Source organism: Myxococcus faecalis, from assembly GCF_050039385.1.
GTDB classification, from domain to species: domain Bacteria; phylum Myxococcota; class Myxococcia; order Myxococcales; family Myxococcaceae; genus Myxococcus; species Myxococcus fulvus.
Genome location: NZ_CP144336.1, coordinates 10488611 through 10506841, shown reverse-complemented (window position 1 = coordinate 10506841; position 18231 = coordinate 10488611). Strand labels below are relative to the sequence as shown.

Genomic DNA, 18231 nt, shown 5'->3' with positions numbered 1-18231 from the left:
CCGGGCTGCCCAGCTGTGAGGACGTCCGACAGATGGGCTGCCCCGAGCCTGGGATCACGCCCTGCTGCCATGAGTGGTCGTACGACAGCTTCTGTGTGTGCGAACGGCTCCAGGGTTCCCCCAGTTGTGGGGGCATGCCCCTTCGGCCCGAGTCGCCGTCGGCACACTGAGCCTTCCCGGGCAGACGAGAGGCCGGACGTCGCGCCGTCGCGATGCCCGGCGGGTCGAGGAGGATGCCCGTGGCCCCTCGCTGAAGGCCGCCGGCGCCGTGGACACCGTGACTGGCACGCCCGTGAAGCGCGCGTGTGTCCACGGCGAGCAAGGAGACGACCCCATGGCGCAGGAGACGGAGCTTCCTCCCAACATCATCCCGGTGAAGGAGCGCGACGAGTCGCTGGACCTCCAGGCGTTCCTGGACGAAATCGGCAACAGCCAGGAGGTCCGCGTCAACAAGCTGGACGGCCGGACCGCCGCTCACGCCGTGCTGTGCACGCTGGCGCGCAGGCTGTCGGACGGTGAGGACGTGAAGTTGATGCGCGCGCTCGGCGACGACATCGGCGAGCTCATCGGCGAGTGCACCATCCTGCGCGGCCCCTCGCACGCGAAGCGCATGAAGCGCGAGGAGTTCATCTCCGACGTGGCGGACCACCTGGGCATCAAGGTGGACCAGGCGTTCCGCGTGATGACGGTGGTGTTCACCGCCGTGAGGGACCGCATCCCCGAGGACGAGGTGGCCGCGGTGGCCTCGCAGCTCCCCGCGGACCTGGCCGACAGCTTCCGCCGGCCGGTGTAGCCCCGCCGTGGGCCCGGCCCCGGAGAGCCTCCCCGGGGCCGGGCGCCCTCCAGCCGGTGCTACAGCTCGTTGACGATGATGAGCCCGCGCGTCCCGTCCACGACGTACACGTAGCCGTCGCCGGGGATGCGCACGCCGAAGGCGCCCTCGAGGCTGCCGGCCCTTCGACCCGGGTCGTCCTCGCGGAACGTATTGAAGTGGGCGACCTGTCGGGGTTGGGTGGGGTGGGAGACATCCAGCACGCGCAGGCCCTCCTGGTACCAGGCGACATAGAGCCGGTTGCCACGCAGGAGCATGTTGTGGATGGACGTGGGCGGCCGCATCCGGAACGTGCCGATGAGCGGGATGTCCGTCGGGTCCGTCACGTCGAGCACGCGCACGTGGGTGCCGGGGCCCTCGCCGCCCTCGAAGGCGAGGGTCCTGCCCGCGAACGTGCCCACCGCGCTGTGGTGCGCATACACGAAGCCCCCGGGCGGCGTGTAGTTGCCGAGGTGCTGGACGTTGTCCAGGTCCGTGATGTCCATGATGGAGTAGCCCGAGTCCGCGTTGCTCACGTAGAGCCGGTTCTCGTACACGAAGACATCATGCGGGCCGCCGCTGAAGCCTCCCGGTGTCGGCGTGACGAGTTGGAGCAGGGTGGGCGCGAGCGGCGTGGTGACGTCGTAGACGTAGGTGGCCACACCCGCGCTGTTGGCGTAGAGGCGGTCGCCGTCGACGAGCACGGTGTGGACGTGGGCCGGGCCCTCGGCGCGGCGGACGAAGACGGGATTGGCCGGGTCCGTGATGTCGAAGACGACGAGCCCCGACGAATCGCTGGCGATGTAGAGCGCGTCGCCCTTCGCCCAGACGCCGTTCCACGCGCCATCCCCGGGGATGTTGACGGTCTTGACGAGCGTGGGGTTCGTCCGGTCCCTCACGTCGAACACGGAGAGCCCACCCAGCCGAGGGGCCCGCTCCAGCGAGACGACGTAGGCGTGCTCCTTGGTGACGTAGACGTCCACGGGCAGCCCGAGGGGCGTGGAGGCCTCACCCACGCGCGCGAGCCCGCCGGAGGACTCGCCCTCGCCGGGGGCCCAGGTCATCCGGTGGGCCTCGAAGGTGCCGAGCGTCTTGGTGTAGCCGGAGATGGGGCTGTCGGAGCACGACACGTAGCAGCCGGTGATGATGCCCGGCGCGGGGACATGGCAGCCGGCGAACGCCGTGGTGGTGACATTGTCGCCCGACGGGGTCCGGAGGGTGCGGCGGCCCGCGACGAAGAACGTGCCGCCCTCCGTCACGCGGGCCAGCAGGGGCGCGTTGCTCATCGAGTCCGCGGAACCATCCAGGCTGAGCTGGAAGGCGCTGCTCCCGTTGCCGACGGCGGTGGAGTTGGGGCGGCCCGGGCGGACGCGCAGCTCCGAGCGGGTGGTGAGCTGATAGATGCCCTTGCCTTCGATTCCGGAGAGCTGTTCGGTGGAGCAGCTCGACACGTCGAAGGTCGACAGGCTCTGGCAGAGCTGCGGGTCCAGGTTCTCGGCGTCGAGGAACTGGCACGTGTCATAGCGGCCCTTGTCGATCCAATCGCCCCGGTCCTGCAGCACGGTGTACGTGCCGTCCCACGGCGGCGGTCCGCTGTCGGGCGTGCCCGCGTCCTCGGGAGGAGGACCGGCATCAGGTGTGCCCGCGTCCTCGGGAGGTGGGCCGCTGTCCTGTGACCCCGAGTCTGGAAGCGTGCCCGCGTCCTTGCCGGAGTCAGAGTCTCCGCAGGCGATGAGGAGTGGGAGGAGGACACAGAGGAAGCGCCACGGGGATGTCGTCATGAAAGGCCTCGGGAAGACCACCCGGAAGGAGCGAATGGTGCCTCCAGGAATGGCGAGGCGCGCTCCTTGCGCCAATGCGCGCTCCCGATGCTTGCCGGATGACGACGGAATCGCGGCCACGTGCCGTGAACGCTGCCCGCGGGACCCGCCGGGCCGTGTCCTTGCAACGACACGGCCCGGGGCCAGCGCTACAGCTCGTTGACGATGATGAGGCCACGTGACGAGTCGACGAGGTACACGAAACCATCCCCAGGGATGCGCACACCGAAGGCGCCCTCGAAGATGCCGTTGCCTCGCTGCGGGTCGGTCTCCCGGTAGGTGTTGAAGTGGGCGATCTGCCGGGGCTGCGTGGGATGGGAGACGTCCAGCACGCGCAGGCCCTCCTGGTACCACGCGACATAGAGCAGGTTCCCGCGGAGCAGCAGGTTGTGCATGGACGTGAGGGGGCGCATGCGGAACGTGCCGATGAGCGGGATGTTCGTCGGGTCCGTCACGTCGAGCACGCGCACGTGGCTGGCCGAGAACTCGCCGCCCACGAAGGCGAGGGTGCGCCCCGCGAAGGTGCCCACCGCGTTGTGGTGGGAGAAGATGCCGAAGAATCCCGGCTGCAGGTAGTCACCGAGGTGCCGGACGTCGTCCAGGTCGGAGATGTCCATGAGGTGGAAGCCGGTCGTGTCGTTGCTGATGTAGAGCCGGTCGCCGTGCACGAAGACGTCATGCGGACCGTTGGTGTAGCCCTCGGGTGCCCACGTGATGAGCTGGAGCAGCGTCGGAGCGAGGGGAGAGGTGATGTCGTAGACGAAGGTGCCCGTGCCGGGTGAGTTGGCGAAGAGCCGCTCCCTCTCGACGAGCACGGTGTGGACGGTGGTGGGGCCCTCGGCGCGGCGCACGAAGACGGGATTGGCCGGGTCCGTGATGTCGAAGACGATGAGCCCCGAGCTGTCGCTGGCGACGTAGAGCGCGTCACCCTTCGCCCAGACGCCGTTCCACGCGCCATCTCCGGGGATGTTGACGGTCTTGACGAGCGTGGGGCTCGTCCGGTCCTTCACGTCGAACACGGAGAGGCCACCGAGCAGGGGCCCCTTGCTCACCGACACGACGTAGGCGTGCTCCTTGGCGACGTAGACGTCCACGGGCATGCCGACGGTCGTGGAGGCCTCTGCCACGAGCGCCAGCCCGCCGGAGGCCTCGTTCTCGCCGGGAGCCCAGGCCATCCGCTCGGTCCTGAAGGTGCCGACCGACTTGTTGAAGCCGTACATCGGATGGCTGTTGCAGGACACGTAGCAGCCGGTGATGACGCCAGGAGAGAGGACGTGGCAGCCGGCGAACGCGGTGGTGGTGACGCTGTCTCCCCAGGGGCTTCGGGCGGTCCTCCTCGCCGCGAGGAAGAACGTGCCGCCTTCCGTGACGCGGGCGATGAGCGGCGCGGGGCCGTACGCGTCCTGGGTGCCATCCGCGCTGAGCCGCAGGCCGGCGAAGGAGTTGTAGACGGAGTCCGATGGAGGCCGGGTGGAAGAGTAGGACGCTTCCTCGCGGAGGTTGAGCTGGAAGATGCCCTGGTTCTCCACGCCGGAGAGCTGCTCGGTGGAGCAACTCGACAGGTCGAAGGCCGCGATGCGCTCACACCGCTGCGGGTCCAGGTCCTCGGGCGTGACGAACTGGCACGTGTCATGGCGACCGGTGTCGATCCAATCACCCCGGTCCTCGAGCGCGGTGTACGTCCCGTCCCAGGGTGGACGGCCTGCATCGGGCGTCCCCGCGTCGGGCGTCCCCGCGTCCTCGGGAGGCGGGCCGCTGTCCGCGGTGCCCGCGTCGGAGCCCGAGTCCGGGAGCGAGCCCGCGTCATCTCCCGAAGGGGAGTCGTCACAGGCGGACAGCAGCAGGAGCAGGAGGGGGATGCAGCGCCAGGGTCCCAACGGATGCGGCGATGGCTTCATGGAGCGCCTCGGGAGCCACCCGCGACAGTGCGGGCGGCCTTCCCGAATAGGCGAGTGCGGGCTCCTGGTTCCATCGTGGGTTGCCGCTGTTTTCGGACAGCGGACAGCGGCAACCATGACTCGGGTCCTTGAGGACCTGTCGCGCGCGACGCCTACAGCTCGTTGAGGATGATGAGTCCGCGGGACGCGTCGACCAGGTACACGTAGCCGTCCCCGGGGATGCGCACGCCGTAGTTGCCCTCGAAGACGGAGTGCTCGCGCCCCGGGTCGTCCTCCCGGAAGGTGTTGTAGTGCGCGACCTGCCTGGGCTGCGTGGGGTTGGAGACGTCGAGCACGCGCAGGCCCTCGTGGTACCAGGCGACGTAGAGCAGGTTCCCGCGGAGCAGCAGGTTGTGCATGGACGTGGCGGCGCGCATGCGGAACGCGCCGATGAGTGGGATGTGGGCCGCCGGGTTCGTCACGTCGAGCACGCGCACGTGGGAGCCCGGGAACTCTCCGCCCTCGAAGGCGATGGTCTTCCCCGCGAAGGTGCCCACCGCGCTGTGGTGCGCATAGGTGGCGAGCCGAGGCAGGAAGTAGCTGCCCAACTGGCGGACGTCGTTCAAGTCGGCGACGTCCATGATCTGGAAGCCATCGCTTCCGTTGCTGACATAGAGCCGGTCCTCGTACACGAAGACATCGTGGGGACCATCGCCGTAGCCGCCCTCCGCGGTCGGCCGGACGATCTGCAGCAGCGTGGGGTCCACGGCGTTCGTGATGTCGTAGACGTAGGTTCCGGTGCCGGGGGCGTTGGCGTAGAGCCGGTCGCCGTCGACGAGCACGGTGTGGACGGTGGTGGGGCCCTCGGCGCGGCGCACGAACGTGGGGTTGGCCGGGTCGCTGATGTCGAGGATGACCAGCCCGGAGGAGTTGCTGGCGACATAGAGCGTGTCGCCCTTCGCCCAGACGCCGTTCCAAGAGGTGTCACCCGGGAAGCTGAGCGTCTTGACGAGCTTGGGCGCCGTGCGGTCCCTCACGTCGAAGACGGAGAGGCCGCCCAAGAGGGGCGGGCGGTCCAGCGAGACGACATAGGCGTGCTCCTTGGCGATGTAGAGGTCCGCGGGGCGGATCATCGTGGTGGCGGCTTCGCCCACGCGAGCGAGGCCGCCGGAGGACTCGCCCTCACCGGGGGCCCACGTCATCCGGGTGGCCTCGAAGGTGCCGAGCGTCTTCGAGTAACCGGTCACGGGGTTTTCGACGCAGGACACGTAGCAGCCGGTGATGACGCCGGGTGAGGGGACGTGGCAGCCGGCGAACGCGGCGGTGGTGACGAGGTTGCCGGTGGTGAGCGCGAGCGTGCGACGGCCTGAGAAGAAGAAGGACCCGTTCCCGGTGTCCCGCGTGAGCAGGGGCCCGGAGCTCAGCGCATCCTTGGAGCCGTCGGCGCTGAGGCGGAAGCTGATCGACCCACCGGAGACGAACGTGCTGGTGGGTCTGTCCGGGCGCACGCGCCGCTCCGCGCGGAGGACGACCTGGTAGATGCCCTGGTTCTCCACGGTGGAGAGCTGGGCGGAGGAGCAGCTCGACAGGTCGAAGCTCGTGGGGCGCTGGCAGAGCTGCGGGTCCAGGTTGTCGGCGTCGATGAACTGGCACGCGTCATATCGGCCGGTGTCCACCCAGTACCCCAGGTCCTCCAGCTCCGTGTAGGTGCCGTCCCATGGCGGCCCCGCATCGGGAGTGCCCGCGGGGGAGTCACCGCAGGCGATCAGGAGGAGGGGGAGCAGGGCGCACAGAGAGCGCCGTGCTCCGCGCGAGGGAGTCGTCATGGGAGCCTCGGTGATGAATCCGCCCGCGCAGGTGCGAGCGGTCATCCTGGATACGCCACGGGGGCCCCATGTTCCCCGGCGCTCCGCCGATGCTTGCCGGATGATGCAGAACGCGAGGACGCGGGGGCTTGCCCTTGCAAACCTCCCCGTCGTCGGTCCTCCGCGTCAGGCGCCCTTGGCCAGCTCCGCGTCGATGGCCTGCACCAGGCGCGGGTCCTCCGCTGTGACGTCCGGAGCGAAGCGCGCGGCGACACGACCATCACGGCCGATGACGAACTTCTCGAAGTTCCACTGGACCTCCGGGATGGGGTTCGCCTCGATGCCGTAGCCCTTGAGACGCGCGCGCATCGGGCCCTCACCGGTGGCGTCCGGGAACGCGCGGGTCAGCTCCTGGTAGAGCGGGTGCTTGTCCTCGCCGACGACGGAGATCTTGGAGAACAGCGGGAACTTCACCGCGTAGTTGAGGTCGCAGAACTGCTTGATCTCCTCCTCGGAGCCCGGCTCCTGGCCCATGAAGTTGTTCGCGGGGAAGCCCAGCACCTCGAGCCCCTTCGCGCGCTTCTCCTCGTACAGCTTCTCCAGGCCCGCGTACTGCGGCGTCAGGCCGCACTTGGAGGCCACGTTCACCACCAAGAGGACCTTGCCCTTGAACTGGCCCAGCGTGATGGGAGCGCCATCGATGGACTTCAAGGGGATGTCGAAGAGGTTGCTCATGTTCGGCTCGCTTCCGGAGGAAAGTGGGGAGGGGTTCCCGGGTGGGTCGACCCGCGAGGTATACAGGACGAAATCGCCGGTCTCGGCAAGCAACATCCCGGGAGTCGGACGTGGGTTTCGGACGCCCGGTCCACCAGTGGACGCGGCCTTCCTGCTCACCCCTGGCGAGGCTCGTGCCGTCGAAGTGGAGCCGTGACACGGTGACTTTCCACCGTGGGATGACCGGGCGGGCATGGGCCGCGAATTGAATCGCGTCCTGGCGGCAACGAGGGTTGCGCCTCCATGCGCACGGCGGCAACTTCCCCCTCCGCACCATCCCCCCTCAGGAGAGAGACGCATGCGTTTCCTGTCGATGCCCCTCATCGTCGCCGCCCTCCTCGTTGGTTGCAGTGACGATCCAGATCCCACGCCGACACCTGACTCGGGCACGCCACAGCAGGACTCGGGCACCCCACAGCCGGACGCGGGGAATCCGCCGGAAGACGCGGGCACGCAGGAGCCTGACGCGGGCAATCCGCCGGAAGACGGGGGCACGCAGGAGCCGGACGCGGGGCCCCTGCCCAGCGGTCCTCCCGTTCCGCAGGGGCCGCCCAACGTGCCCGAGTTCCCTCCGGCCTTCCCCGGCCAGACGCGCGCTCCGGCGGTCCAGTCGCAGACGCAGTTCCAGGTCACCGAGGTGGCCTCCGGCATCCGGAATCCCTGGGGCCTCGCCTTCCTGCCCGACCAGCGCATGCTGGTGACGGAGAAGCCCACGGGGCGGCTCTTCATCGTCACCCAGCAGGGCGAGAAGTCGGCCGCCGTCACGGGCCTGCCCGCGGTGGATGGCCGGAACCAGGGAGGCCTGCTCGACGTGGAGGTCGGTCCCGACTACGCGGAGAGCCGGCTCATCTACTGGACCTATTCCGAGCCGCGGCAGGGCGGCAACGGGCTGGCGGTGGCGCGCGCGAAGCTGGTGGACGGCGCGCAGCCGGCGGTGGAGAACGTCCAGGTCATCTTCCGCATGATGCCCACGCTCGAGTCGACGCTGCACTCGGGCGGACGGCTGGTGTTCACGCCCGACGGAAAGCTGTTCGTCACGCTCGGCGAGCGCTCCATCCTCGACGGCCGCAAGCAGGCGCGGGACGTGAAGAGCCACTTCGGCAAGGTGGTCCGCATCAACCCGGATGGCTCCGTGCCGCAGGACAACCCCTACGTGAACACGCCGGAGGCGAAGCCGGAGATCTGGTCGGTGGGTCACCGCAACATCCTGTCGGCGGCGCTCGATGGGCAGAACCGCCTGTGGATCGTGGAGATGGGACCGCAGGGGGGCGACGAGCTGAACCGGCCCGAGGCGGGCAAGGACTACGGCTGGCCCACCATCGGGTACGGCGAGGAGTACTCGGGCGCGCCCATCCACGACAGCCCCGTGGGTGAGGGCATGGAGCAGCCGGTGTACTACTGGGACCCGGTGATTGCCCCCTCGGGGATGACCATCTACTCGGGGACGCTGTTCCCGGAGTGGCGCGACAACATCTTCGTGGGCGGGCTGGCGGCCCAGGCGCTGGTGCGGCTGATGGTTCGCAATGACCGCGTCATCGGCGAGGAGCACCTGCTCAAGAACCGCAACGAGCGCATCCGCGAGGTGGTGCAGGGCCCCGAGGGCGCGCTCTACCTGCTCACCGATGCGACCAACGGCAAGGTGCTCAAGCTCACGCCGCGCTGAGTCTTCATCATCCACGGCAGTCCCCGCGCTCCCCAGGCGAAGCAAGCCTCGGGGAGCGCGGTCGTTTTGATGGCGAGTGGACGTGTCGAGCGTCTCGCGGGGCCGTGCGTCACGGACGTGACGCAGGTGGCGCCCTCGATGCTCACGAGCCCGCAGAGGCGCGCCGAGCCGTTCATCGGCGCACAGGAGTGCGTTCAGGAGGCGTCGCCGCGCGGAGCACTCGCTTGTCGGGGGTGGCCCCCGAAGTCAGTGTGCCGCGCGATTCCCGTGAGGCGTCGACGGGCGAGGAGAAGTCCTCCGCGTGCTCGGCGTTCCACGGTGCACCTCCACCCGTCACATCGAGGACTCGCCATGCGTTCGAGGTTGGGTCATGTCGTCCGCTGCATCCGCGCCGGGTCGAGCGCGGTGCTGTTGCTCCTGTCCAGCCTCGCGTCGGCGCAGCCTCCCGTGAGCGAGCCTCCTCCCCGCGCGGTCCTCTTCCAGGGCGTGCGCGTGTTCGACGGCAAGTCGAAGGGGCTGTCCGGGCCCGTCAACGTCCTGGTTCAGGGCAACAAGATCGCGCGCATTTCGAGCAGCCCCATCGCGCGCACGGGCGAGGTGCGAGTCATCGAGGGCAAGGGGCGCACGCTCATGCCGGGACTCATCGACGCGCACTACCACATGATGATGGCCTCGGTGCCGCTGACCGTGGCGCTGGCGGGGCCGGAGGGGTACCTCACGTTGGTGGCCGCGCGTGAGGCGAAGGCGACGCTGCTGCGAGGCTTCACCAGCGTGCGCGACATGGCCGGGCCGGTCTTCAGCATCAAGAGGGGCATCGATGACGGGCTCATCGAGGGCCCGCGCATCTGGCCCTCGGGCGCGATGATCTCGCAGACCAGCGGCCATGGGGACTACCGCCGGGCGGAGGCGCTCCCGCGGACGGCGATGTCCTCGCTGACGTTCGCGGAGCGCGTGGGTGGGGCGGCCATCGCGGACGGGCAGGACGAGGTCCTGCTCCGGGTCCGTGAGCAGCTGATGCTGGGGGCCTCGCAGATCAAGCTGGCGGCGGGAGGCGGTGTGTCCTCGGACCACGATCCGCTGGATGTGTCGCAATACACGGAAGCCGAGCTCCGGTCCGCCGTGGAGGCCGCGGAGAACTGGGGGACGTACGTGGCCGTGCATGCGTACACGCCGCGCGCCATCCAGACGGCCATCCGGGCGGGGGTGAAGGTCATCGACCACGGGCAGTTGATGGATGACGCCACCGCGAAGCTCATGGCGGAGAAGGGGGTCTGGCTGAGCCTGCAGCCGTTCCTCGACGACGAGGACGCGACGCCCTTTCCGGAGGGCTCGGACAATCGGGAGAAGCAGCTGGAGATGACGCAAGGCACGGACAAGGCCTATGCGTTGGCGAAGAAGTACAAGCTGAAGACGGCGTGGGGGACGGACTCGTTGTTCGACCCGAAGGTGGCGGCGAGGCAGGGCGCGCAGCTGGTGAAGATGACGCGGTGGTACACGCCGGCGGAGGCCCTGCGGATGGCCACGGGCACCAACGCGGAGCTGCTGGCGCTGTCGGGCAAGCGCAGCCCCTACAAGGGTCGACTCGGCGTCGTCGAGGAGGGGGCGCTCGCGGACCTGTTGCTGGTGGACGGCGACCCGGTGGCCAACTTCGAGTTGATCGCCAACCCCGAGAAGAACTTCCTGGTCATCATGAAGGACGGGAAGATCTACAAGGACCTGCTCGGCCCGTGAGCTGTATAGAGGGCGACCATGACGACGTCCGATGCACCACGCTCGCCGCGAGTGAGCATCCGTCCCGCGACGCTGGCGGATGCCGCGACGCTGACGGAGCTCGGGGAGAGGACCTTCAGGGACACCTTCGCCGCCGAGAACACGCCGGAGAACGTGGAGGCGTTCCTGGCCTCGCACTACAGCCGTGCGCTCCAGGAGGAGGAGCTGCGGGAGCCTCGCAACCTGTACCTGCTCGCGGAGGTCGACGGAGTCCCCGCGGGCTTCGCGCTCCTTTGCGACGGCGCCCGTGAGCCGAGTGTGCGGGCCGAGCGCCCGGTGAACCTGTCGCGCCTCTATGTCGACCGCGCCTTCCTCGGTGCGAAGGTGGGCGCCGCGCTCATGCGCCGCTGCCTGGATGATGCGAGGAGGCGGGGGCACGACGTGTTGTGGCTCGGTGTGTGGGAACGCAATACGCGCGCGCGGGCCTTCTACGCGCGCTGGGGTTTCATCGAAGTGGGGGAGATGCGCTTCGTGCTCGGGACAGACCCGCAGCGCGACCTGGTGCTCGCCCTCGCGCTTTGAGCCGCGTCCGCAGGACCTCTCGCACGACTCGCCTCAGCGAGCGATGCAGGCGGTCGCCCTCGTGCAGGTGGCTGAGGATCTCGCGGCGCGTCAAGCGAGGGGCCGACGACGGCGTTTGCTGCCGGTCCCTGCCGAACGGCCGCGGGTCATCCATACCTCTGGAGTGGTATTCCGGCCCCTCCCGCCACCGACTACTTTCAGCAAATCAAGGAAGCGCGGGAAGCGCTCCGACTGGCGCCTGTGTATTGGCGCCTGACCGTGAATGGCAGTCGATGTCCACCCATGGTGGCGCGAGAGACTCGGTATCGTGTCGCGGGGGGCCCGGCGTTGTCATGTCGGTCGCGGCGGGACAGGATGAATGAGGTGTCCATGCCTGCCCATGCGGCGTTGGCCATGGGTTCACCGAGGGGGGCACATGCTGGATCCAGAATCTCTTCGTGTCGCGCATGAGCGGACCACGAGAGTCTTTCGGTATCTCCAGGCGCTGAACCGTCATCGAAACCCCGCTCCGCGCCAGCTTCGGGATCAACCGTGGAGCCTGAGCCTCGCGACGCTGCCCGCGCATCCCTCCATCCTGTTCGTGCGCGATGCGAGCGCCGCGAGTGAGGGGGCTGAAGGGACGGAGGGCTCCGACGCGGACCTCATCCTCCGGGTGCGCCGCCCGCGGCTGGTGCCTCCCCCAGCTCCGCCTCCTCCTCTCGCCGAGTGGCTGACCACGCCCTGGGATGACCCACTCGTGGAGCCCGGGACGGCGGCGTCTCGCGACGAGGTGGATGACCAGGGCGCCACACGCAGGGTGTCGTTCGACGAGCGTCCCGAGCGCGTCGAGGCCCTTGCGAGCTGGATGCCCCGTCACGCGGCCTGGGCGAGTGAGGAGCGGCAGGCGCGCGCGGCGCTGAGGATCTTCGAGCAGCTCTATGAGCTTCATGGCCGACTCGAACGAGAGGGAGAGCGGCTCGAGTTGCTGGTCGCCGATGGCATCCTGAGCTGGCGCCAGACGACGGGTGGATTGTTCCATCCCGTGCTGCTCCAGCGCGTCCAGTTGCGGTTCAACTCCCGGGTCCCCGAGTTCACGGTCTCCGACAGCGGGCGTGGCGTCGACCTCTACTCGGAGCTGTTCAGCCACCTGGAGGAACTCGACGGGAGGATTCTGGCGAGGTGTCGCGAGGAGCTCCAGGCCGGCGGGGTGAAGCCCCTGGGCGGTGAGCAGACCTCGAGCTTCTTGCGACGTCTGCTCATCCAACTGTCCGCGCGCGGGGAGCTACTCGAGCATGGCCGGCCGAGCGAAGACGCCGACCCGCCGCGCATGGGGCGAGAGCCCGTGCTGTTGCTCCGCAGCCGCAGCCTCGGTTTCGCCAGAGCCCTCGAGGGCATCCTGGAATCCCTCGAGAAGCGCCCGGACCTGCCGTCCGCGCTGGCCCGGGTGGTGGGCTGTGACGTGCCGAGCCCGCGCGAGGAGGCGGGCTCCAAGGGAACCCGAGGCCACGCTGGCGAGGTCGTGGATGTCCTGCTGAGCAAACAAGCCAACGCGGAGCAGGAGGAGATTGCCAGCCGGCTTGCTCGGAACGGCTGTGTCCTCGTCCAGGGGCCTCCGGGGACAGGGAAGACCCACACCATCGCGAACCTGATTGGTCATCTGCTCGCCGAGGGCAAGAGCGTCCTGGTGACCAGCCATACCACCAAGGCGCTGCGGGTGCTTCGAGGCCAGGTGGTGCCGGAGCTCCAGCCGCTGTGTGTGAGCGTCCTCGACAACGACCTCGACAGCCGAGCCCAGCTCGAAGGCGCTGTCTCCGCGATGGCGGAGCGATTGTCCGTGAGCAATGGCACGCGGCTGGACAGGGAGGCGTCCTCCATCGCGGAGCATCGCGAGCGGCTGAAGGATGAGCTTCAGCAGGCCCGACAGGAGCTGCTCCAGGCACTCTCCGACGAGTATCGAGACGTGGTGGTGGCGGGGCAGAGCTGGTCTCCCTCGGAGGCGGCCCGACGGGTCGCGGCCGAGCCGACGCAGCACCTCTGGCTGCCGGGGCCGGTGATGCTCGGTGCCGCGCTTCCCCTATCGGAGGACGAGGTCCGGGAGCTGTATCGCGGCAACGCCGTTCTGACGCCTCAACACGAGACAGAGCTGGCATGTCCACTCCCGAGGCTCGACGAGGTCATGTCCCCTGGGGAGCTTGGGGGATTGCTGGAGAAGCGGAAGTCGCTCCGGGTGGAGGCGGAGGGCGCTCTTCCCAATCTCTGGCAGGGGCCTGCCCGGGCGGAGGACACCGTGGACCTGACGGAGCTGGCCAGACGCTGCCTTCGCGCCTTCGACCCATTCGAGGACGGTCTGCCCTGGAAGCTCGCGGCGGTGTCAGCGGGTCTGGCGGGGGACCGGGAGGCGGCTCCCTGGCGGTCCCTCATCGACGCCATCTCCGACGTGCGTGCCATGGAACTGGCGACCCGGGAGTCCTTGTTCCAGCATGCCCCTGTTCCAGCACAGGATCTGTCCATGGACGAGCAGCTCTCCGTGCTCGCGGAGCTCCAGCGGCACCTCGAGGCGGGAGGGACGCTGGGGGCGTTCACGCTGCTCACGCGCTCCTCGTGGAAGCGAGTGATTCGGGGCTGCCGGGTCGAGGCGGGAGCGCCTCGGGAGCTGGCCCACTTCGCGGCGCTCTCCGCGTGCCTCTCGCTCCGCAAGCAGCGGCAGGTGCTGGCGCGGCGCTGGGATGCTCAGATGGCCGCGTTGGGCGCTCCGCTTTCGTCCGAGCTGGGAGAAGCGCTGGAGGAGCGGCTGCTCGAGTTTCGCGATGAACTCGGCCGGTGCCTGGACTGGGCGGAGTCCGTCTGGCGTCCGTTGGACAAGGCGCTGAGCACGAGCGGGATGCGCTGGAAGGAGCGGTTGGACGCGGAGCCCATCAATCCAGCGCCCCATGGGATGTTCCAGCGGCGGCGCGACGCATTGGTACGAGGCATCGCGCCTGCCCTGCGTGCGCGGGCACGTGAAATCGAACTGGAACGGGTCCGCGAGAAGCTGCGACAGGCTCGGGCCCGGCTCGAGGCGTGGGGTGGAATCTCCGCGGGCTCCGTCATCGTCCGGAGCCTCGCGAAGGCGCTGGAAGCGCGGGATGGCGAACTCTACGCCCGCGCGTTCGTGGGGCTCACGGAGATCCTGGAGAAGCGGCGGGCACTCACGCGACGACAGGAGCTGCTCACGAGGCTGAAGGCGGCCGCCCCGGGTTGGGCCTCCGCCATTCGCGAGCGTCGGGGCGTCCACGCGCGGGAGCGGCCCCCGGGAGCCCCCCAGGCCGCGTGGTGCTGGCGGCAGCTTCACGACGAGCTCGAGCGCCGCGGCGGCGTGCAACTGGCCAGCCTCCAGTCGCGCATCGAGGTGCTGTCGGAGGAGCTGCGCAAGTGCACCGCGAAGCTCATCGAGCGTCGTGCCTGGGCCTCCCAGGCCCATCGGACGACGTTGGGGCAACAGCAGGCGCTGGTGGGCTGGTTGGACATCCAGCGGCGCATCGGGAAGGGGACGGGAGTCCGGGCGCCTCGCTTGCGTGCGCAGGCGGCGCAGTTGATGAGCGAGTGTCAGCGAGCCGTGCCGGTGTGGATCATGCCGCTCACGCAGGTGGTGGAGAACTTCACGGCGGCGACCCGGTTCGATGTCGTCATCATCGACGAGGCGAGCCAGTGCGATGCGATGGGGCTCATCTCCCTGTACCTGGCGGACCGCGCGGTGGTCGTGGGAGACCACGAGCAGGTGAGCCCCTCTGCGGTGGGGCAGAACGTGGGCATGGTCGAGCAGCTCATCGCCGAGCACCTCGCCGGAATCCCCAACGCCGTGCTCTATGACGGAAAGATGTCGGTCTACGACCTCGCCCGGCAATCCTTCAGCGGCATGGTGTGCCTGCTGGAGCACTTCCGCTGCGTCCCGGACATCATCGAGTTCAGCAATCAGCTGTCCTACGAGGGGCGCATCAAGCCGCTTCGGGAGGCGGCGAGCGCCAAGGGACTTGCTCCCCTGAACATCCATCGGGTCGAGGGGCATGCCCAGGCGAAGGTCAACGAGCGGGAGGCCATCGCGGTGGCCTCCCTCATCGCCGCCGCCGTGGAGCACCCCGCCTATGCGGGGCGCACCTTCGGCGTCATCTCGCTCGTCGGAGAGGAACAGGCGTTGAAGGTGGATTCGTTGCTTCAGGCGCACCTGTCTCCGGCCGAGTACGAACGACGGCGCGTATTGTGCGGGAGCGCCGCCCAGTTCCAGGGGGACGAGCGGGACGTGATGTTCCTGTCCATGGTGGACAGCCCCGATGGGGACGGCCCCCTGAGTCGACGGGAGACGCAGGACTTCAAGCAGCGCTTCAACGTCGCGGTGAGCCGGGCCGGGGACCAGCTCTGGGTCGTGCACTCGCTCAATCCCTCCATCGACCTGCAGCCCGGGGATTTGAGGCGCAGGCTGTTGGAGCATTGCGCGCAGCCGCAGGGCGTCGAGCGGGCGCTCCTGCGTGCCGAGCCCAAGACGGAGTCTCCCTTCGAGAAGGAGGTGCTCGCGCTCCTGGTCCGCGCGGGCTATCGGGTGACGCCGCAGTGGCGCGTGGGACACTACCGCATCGACCTGGTGGTCGAGGGGGGAGGGCGCCGGCTGGCGGTGGAGTGTGATGGAGATCGCTACCATCCCCTCGAGAAGCTCCCGGATGACATGGCACGTCAGGCGCTGCTCGAGCGGCTCGGGTGGCGGTTCGTGAGGATTCGAGGCAGCGCGTTCTTCCGGGACCCCGAGGCCGCGATGCGACCGGTCTTCGCGAGGCTGAAGGAACTGGAGATTCCTCCAGAGGGAGCTCCACCGGAGGAGGCCGCTCCGGTCGAGGACGCCCTGCGCGCGGAGCTCGTGCGCCGCGCCGAGGCCATTGCACGGGAGTGGGAGGCCTCACCCGAGCGCTTCCGGGCTCCGAAAGAGGCGCGCGCCTCCCGTGTCGGACGCCCGCCTCGCGGTGGTGCGCCGAGCAAGAAGAGGAGCGAGGCCACTCCAGAAGAAGAGGTGCCCGACCAGATTCCGACGCTCCTGCCGCTCGAGGTACCACTCCCCGCGGCGCAAGTCGTCACTCCCCGGCGGCCCAGGGTGGGGAGCTTGAGGGCGGTGCCGCGAGAACAGGACAAGCCCCTCGCCGAGAAGGATCCGCTCCCCGCCGCTTTACGGCGCCTGCTGACGCCTCAAGACTTCCTGTGCCAGTCGTGTCGGGGAGAGCGACGGCTCTGGATCGGAGAGCGGGGGCCCTTCCTCAAGTGCGCGGCCCAGAAGTGCTTGAAGACGGAGAGCGTGAGGTTCGAAGTCCTGGTGCTCGCGCTCGAGCTGCGGGCGCGATGCTCGTGTGGTGCGTTCCTCCACGTCGCCCGAGGAGTGGGAGGCGAACCACGACTGGAATGCACCGGGGCGGGGTGCTCCAAGCGCTGGCCATGGCGGCAGTTCCGCGATCAACTTCGGGGCCGCAAGATGGATGAGCCCGCGCCAGTGCTACTTCCGCTTCGGCCCCTTCAAGTACTTGCTCAGCCGGACCTTGCCGAGCCCACGACCACCGAACAGATACCAGGTGATGGCCGCGCCAAAGAGCGCCGCGGCCAAGGCGATGCCTAGGGCCCCGAGCACCGGGATGTTCCCGTACATCCACGGCTTGGGCGCGAAGGAGATGAACGCCCCGACGATGAGGCCGCAGGCGCACAACCCCATGAACATGATGACCGACGCGCTGCGCAGGTTCTCGTTCAGCTTCTCGAACTGGTCCGCCCGCACCGTCACCGTGAACTTGCCCGACTCCATGTCCAACAAGATCTGCGACAGCTGCGTGGGCAGGTCCGCCGCCATCGACTGGATGCGCAGCAGCGTGCGCATCAGCCCGCCCTGCAGCTGCATCGGGTCATACCGCCCCGCGAGCAGCTCCTTCGCGTACGGCAGCACCACCTCCACGATGTTCATCTCCGGGTACAGGCTGCGCAGCATGCCCTCCGTGGACACCGACGCGCGGCTGAGCAGCGCGTACTCCTTCGGGATCCGGATGCGGTACTTCACCGCCAGATCCAGCAAGTCCCTCAGCAGCGAGCGCGTGTCCACCTGACCCAGCGTCGTGGGCAGGTGCTGCCCCAGGATGCTCTCGATGTCGTTGCGGAAGCCCACCAGGTTCGCCCGCGCGTCCGGCACGCCCACCCGGTAGAGGATGCGCGCCACCGAGTCGCTGTCCTTCAGCGCCACCGCCAGGCACAGCATCACCAGCGTCTCCTGCATCGGCCGCGTCAGCCGTCCCACCACGCCGAAGTCCAGCAGCGCCAGCCTGTTGCCCTCCAGCAGCAACACGTTCCCCGGATGCGGGTCGCCGTGGAAGAGCCCGTCGTCGAAGAGCTGCCGGAAGCTCGCCTCCAGGATGTGGTTGGCGATGGTCTTCCGGTCCTCGTCCGACAGCTCCGCCTGGCTGATCTTCACCCCCCGGATGAACTCCAGCGTCAGCACCGTCCGGCTCGACAGCGCCGCGTAGACGCGCGGAATCTTCATGTACGCGCGCTCCCGGTGGTTCTCCAGGAACGCGCGGACGTTGGCGGCCTCGTTGATGAAGTCGAGCTCCTCGTGGATGGCCCGGTCGAACTCGTCGACGATGCCCGTGGGCGTGTAGATGCCCGTCTCCTCCACCACGGCCTCCAAGAGGCGCGCCAGGTTGCGCAGCACCACCAGGTCCGAGTCGATGCTCGCGGCGATGCCCGGCCGCTGCACCTTCACCACCACCTCGTCGCCCTCCAGCGTCACCGCCCGGTGCACCTGGGCGATCGACGCCGCCGCCAGCGGCGCCTCGTCGATGTGCTTGAACAGCTCGCGCGCATCCTTGCCCAGCGACTCGCGAATCTGCGCGTGCACCTGCTCGAGTGGAATCGGCTCCACGTTGTCCTGCAGCAGCGCCAGCTCGTCCACGAACTCCGCGGGCAGCAGGTCCGCCCGCGTGGAGAGCACCTGGCCCAGCTTCACGAAGGTGGGGCCCAGGTCGTTGAGCAGCATCCGGAAGCGCCGGGCCGTGGAGGCTCGCTGGGCCTCCGGCGAGACCTCGACCTTCTCCTGCCGCCCGAGGATGCGCCACAGCCCCGCGCGCTCCAGCACCTCGCCGAAGCCATGCCGGGCCGCGATGACCGTAATCTGCCGCACACGGTTCAGGTCCTGGAGGTTCACGGAAACGCT

Annotated in this window: 10 protein-coding genes; 5 read left to right on the top strand and 5 right to left on the bottom strand. The window is 68.9% G+C overall.

Annotated features, from left to right (window positions below):
• Nucleotides 1-268 precede the first annotated feature (268 nt).
• Nucleotides 269-793, top strand: a complete 525-nt coding sequence (locus VZQ01_RS41695; RefSeq protein ID WP_223783251.1) for a DUF2267 domain-containing protein — start codon at nucleotides 269-271, stop codon at nucleotides 791-793.
• 59 nt (nucleotides 794-852) lie between these two features.
• Here the strand turns inward: VZQ01_RS41695 and VZQ01_RS41690 are convergent, their stop codons facing one another.
• From VZQ01_RS41690 to VZQ01_RS41675, 4 genes are all read right to left on the bottom strand, one after another.
• Complete coding sequence (locus tag VZQ01_RS41690) at nucleotides 853-2592, bottom strand: LVIVD repeat-containing protein (protein WP_426746434.1); 1740 nt, start codon at nucleotides 2590-2592, stop codon at nucleotides 853-855.
• A 188-nt stretch (nucleotides 2593-2780) separates the two neighbouring features.
• Nucleotides 2781-4529: an LVIVD repeat-containing protein gene (locus VZQ01_RS41685; RefSeq protein ID WP_426746433.1), complete on the bottom strand. Its 1749-nt coding sequence runs from the start codon at nucleotides 4527-4529 to the stop codon at nucleotides 2781-2783.
• Nucleotides 4530-4681: 152 nt separating this feature from the next.
• Nucleotides 4682-6334 carry an LVIVD repeat-containing protein gene (locus tag VZQ01_RS41680; protein ID WP_426746432.1) on the bottom strand — a complete coding sequence of 551 codons (1653 nt, stop codon included), beginning with the start codon at nucleotides 6332-6334 and terminating at the stop codon, nucleotides 4682-4684.
• 165 nt (nucleotides 6335-6499) lie between these two features.
• On the bottom strand, nucleotides 6500-7048 hold the full coding sequence (locus VZQ01_RS41675; RefSeq protein WP_426746431.1) for a glutathione peroxidase: 549 nt from the start codon (nucleotides 7046-7048) through the stop codon (nucleotides 6500-6502).
• A 337-nt stretch (nucleotides 7049-7385) separates the two neighbouring features.
• Here VZQ01_RS41675 and VZQ01_RS41670 point away from each other — a divergent pair, with 337 nt between their 5' ends.
• The 4 genes from VZQ01_RS41670 to VZQ01_RS41655 all read left to right on the top strand — a co-directional run bounded on the left by VZQ01_RS41670 (nucleotide 7386) and on the right by VZQ01_RS41655 (nucleotide 16650).
• Nucleotides 7386-8750: a PQQ-dependent sugar dehydrogenase gene (locus VZQ01_RS41670; protein WP_426746430.1), complete on the top strand. Its 1365-nt coding sequence runs from the start codon at nucleotides 7386-7388 to the stop codon at nucleotides 8748-8750.
• Nucleotides 8751-9101: 351 nt separating this feature from the next.
• Nucleotides 9102-10481 (top strand): metal-dependent hydrolase family protein, encoded by a 1380-nt coding sequence (locus VZQ01_RS41665; protein WP_267701051.1) that lies wholly within the window; start codon nucleotides 9102-9104, stop codon nucleotides 10479-10481.
• An 18-nt stretch (nucleotides 10482-10499) separates the two neighbouring features.
• On the top strand, nucleotides 10500-11042 hold the full coding sequence (locus VZQ01_RS41660) for a GNAT family N-acetyltransferase (RefSeq protein ID WP_408890445.1): 543 nt from the start codon (nucleotides 10500-10502) through the stop codon (nucleotides 11040-11042).
• Nucleotides 11043-11457: 415 nt separating this feature from the next.
• Nucleotides 11458-16650, top strand: coding sequence for a PDDEXK-like endonuclease domain-containing protein (locus tag VZQ01_RS41655; RefSeq protein WP_426746428.1), 5193 nt, complete (start codon nucleotides 11458-11460; stop codon nucleotides 16648-16650).
• On the opposite strand, the gene VZQ01_RS41650 is transcribed toward VZQ01_RS41655, so the two are convergent.
• The gene (locus tag VZQ01_RS41650; RefSeq protein WP_141324077.1) at nucleotides 16531-18222 is read right to left on the bottom strand and encodes an ABC1 kinase family protein; all 1692 of its coding nucleotides are present in this window, start codon (nucleotides 18220-18222) and stop codon (nucleotides 16531-16533) included. The genes VZQ01_RS41655 and VZQ01_RS41650 overlap by 120 nt on opposite strands.
• Between the last annotated feature and the right edge of the window lie 9 nt (nucleotides 18223-18231).

Excerpts from the sequence above, each read along its gene's own strand:
- VZQ01_RS41675 (WP_426746431.1), bottom strand. The coding sequence starts at position 7,048 with ATGAGCAACCTCTTCGACATCCCCTTGAAGTCCATCGATGGCGCTCCC.
- VZQ01_RS41680 (WP_426746432.1), bottom strand. The coding sequence starts at position 6,334 with ATGACGACTCCCTCGCGCGGAGCACGGCGCTCTCTGTGCGCCCTGCTC.
- VZQ01_RS41655 (WP_426746428.1), top strand. The coding sequence starts at position 11,458 with ATGCTGGATCCAGAATCTCTTCGTGTCGCGCATGAGCGGACCACGAGA.
- VZQ01_RS41660 (WP_408890445.1), top strand. The coding sequence starts at position 10,500 with ATGACGACGTCCGATGCACCACGCTCGCCGCGAGTGAGCATCCGTCCC.
- VZQ01_RS41670 (WP_426746430.1), top strand. The coding sequence starts at position 7,386 with ATGCGTTTCCTGTCGATGCCCCTCATCGTCGCCGCCCTCCTCGTTGGT.
- VZQ01_RS41665 (WP_267701051.1), top strand. The coding sequence starts at position 9,102 with ATGCGTTCGAGGTTGGGTCATGTCGTCCGCTGCATCCGCGCCGGGTCG.
- VZQ01_RS41690 (WP_426746434.1), bottom strand. The coding sequence starts at position 2,592 with ATGACGACATCCCCGTGGCGCTTCCTCTGTGTCCTCCTCCCACTCCTC.
- VZQ01_RS41685 (WP_426746433.1), bottom strand. The coding sequence starts at position 4,529 with ATGAAGCCATCGCCGCATCCGTTGGGACCCTGGCGCTGCATCCCCCTC.